Origin of the sequence: Herbaspirillum sp. WGmk3 (assembly GCF_023952535.1) — a bacterium.
GTDB classification, from domain to species: domain Bacteria; phylum Pseudomonadota; class Gammaproteobacteria; order Burkholderiales; family Burkholderiaceae_D; genus Herbaspirillum; species Herbaspirillum huttiense.
The window spans coordinates 1-1,742 of the sequence record NZ_JAKYWT010000016.1 but is presented as its reverse complement, the minus strand read 5'-3'; the positions used below and the strand labels follow the sequence as shown (position 1 = coordinate 1,742).

The 1,742-nt window shown below is 61.9% G+C and carries 2 protein-coding genes; both read right to left on the bottom strand.

Annotated elements, in window-relative coordinates; genetic code table 11:
• Window positions 1-1,431: NAD(P)(+) transhydrogenase (Re/Si-specific) subunit beta (locus MKD49_RS25720; protein ID WP_252697713.1), on the bottom strand; the 1,431-nt coding region annotated here is incomplete at its 3' end.
• Window positions 1,428-1,742 (bottom strand): NAD(P) transhydrogenase subunit alpha (locus MKD49_RS25715; RefSeq protein ID WP_034335569.1); only part of this gene is annotated, 315 nt, incomplete at its 5' end. The genes MKD49_RS25715 and MKD49_RS25720, both read right to left, overlap by 4 nt.

Here is a 1,742-nt window from a genome sequence, read left to right as displayed (position 1 = left end):
CGCCTTGACCATATCTTCGATGACCTTCTTGGCATCGCCAAAGACCATCATGGTCTTGTCCATGTAGAACAGTTCATTGTCCAGGCCTGCATAACCCGCTGCCATGGAGCGCTTGTTCACGATCACGGTCTTGGCCTTGTAGGCTTCCAGGATCGGCATGCCGGCAATGGGCGATTTGGGATCCTTGGCCGCCGGGTTGACCACGTCATTGGCCCCCAGCACCAGCACCACATCGGCCTGGGCGAATTCGCTGTTGATGTCTTCCATCTCGAACACCTGGTCATAGGGCACTTCGGCTTCGGCCAACAGCACGTTCATGTGGCCCGGCATGCGGCCTGCCACCGGGTGGATTGCGTATTTCACGGTCACGCCGTTGTGGGTCAGCTTTTCGGTCAGTTCCTTCAGTGCGTGCTGCGCGCGTGCGACGGCAAGCCCGTAACCCGGCACGATGATGACGGTTTCTGCATTTCCCATCAGGAACGCCGCATCGTCGGCCGATCCCGACTTGACGTTGCGCTGCTGCTGCGCCCCGCCACCGGCGGCCGCCGCTTCACCGCCAAAGCCGCCCAGGATCACGTTGAAGAAGGACCGGTTCATCGCCTTGCACATGATGTAGGAGAGGATCGCACCGGACGAACCGACCAGCGAACCCGCGATGATGAGCATGGAGTTGTTCAGCGAAAAACCGATGCCCGCCGCCGCCCAGCCGGAATAGCTGTTCAACATCGAGACCACCACCGGCATGTCCGCCCCGCCAATCGGGATGATGATGAGCACGCCCAGCGCAAAGGCGATGGCGGCCATGATGATGAAGGGCAGCCAGTTTTGCGTCAGCACGAAGATGATGCCGAAACCGATCATGGCCACCGCCAGCAGCAGGTTCAGGAAATGCTGGCCGGCGAAGTTGACCGGCGCACCCTGGAACAGGCGGAACTTGTACTTGCCCGAGAGCTTGCCGAAGGCGATCACCGAACCCGAGAAGGTGATGGCCCCCACGAAGGTACCGATGAACAGTTCCACCCGGTTGCCCACCGGAATCAGTTGCCCGTGCGCCGAAATGCCCAGCGCCCACGGCTCGGCCACCGCCGCCACCGCGATACAGACCGCCGCCAGACCAATGAGCGAGTGCATCGCCGCCACCAGTTCGGGCATCTTGGTCATCTCGACGCTGCGCGCCAGATAAGTGCCGATGCCGCCACCGACGATCACGCCGCCAGCCACCAGCAGGTAGCCGATGTCACCGGAAGGATTGGTACCCTCCCCCTTGATCTTGACGATCAGCGCCAGCGTGGTCAGCACGGCGATGACCATGCCGGCGATGCCGAAGCTGTTGCCGCGACGGGCCGTGGCCGGGTGCGAGAGACCCTTCAGGGCCTGGATGAAACAGATCGATGCGATCAGGTACAACAGGGTCACCAGGTTCATGCTCATGCTCGTTCTCCCGACTTGGCCTTGGGCTCTTTCTTCTTGAACATTTCCAGCATGCGCTGGGTCACCATGAAGCCGCCGAACACGTTCACCGCCGCCAGCGCCACGGCCAGCGTGCCGGCAATGCGGCCGACCGTGCCTTCGGTGAGGCCCGCGGCCAGCATGGCACCGATGATGATGATGGCCGAGATGGCATTGGTCACCGCCATCAGGGGCGTGTGCAAGGCCGGGGTCACCGTCCAGACCACGTGGTAGCCAACGTAGATGGCCAGCACGAAGATGATCAGGTTGATGATGGTGTGGCTGACTTCCAT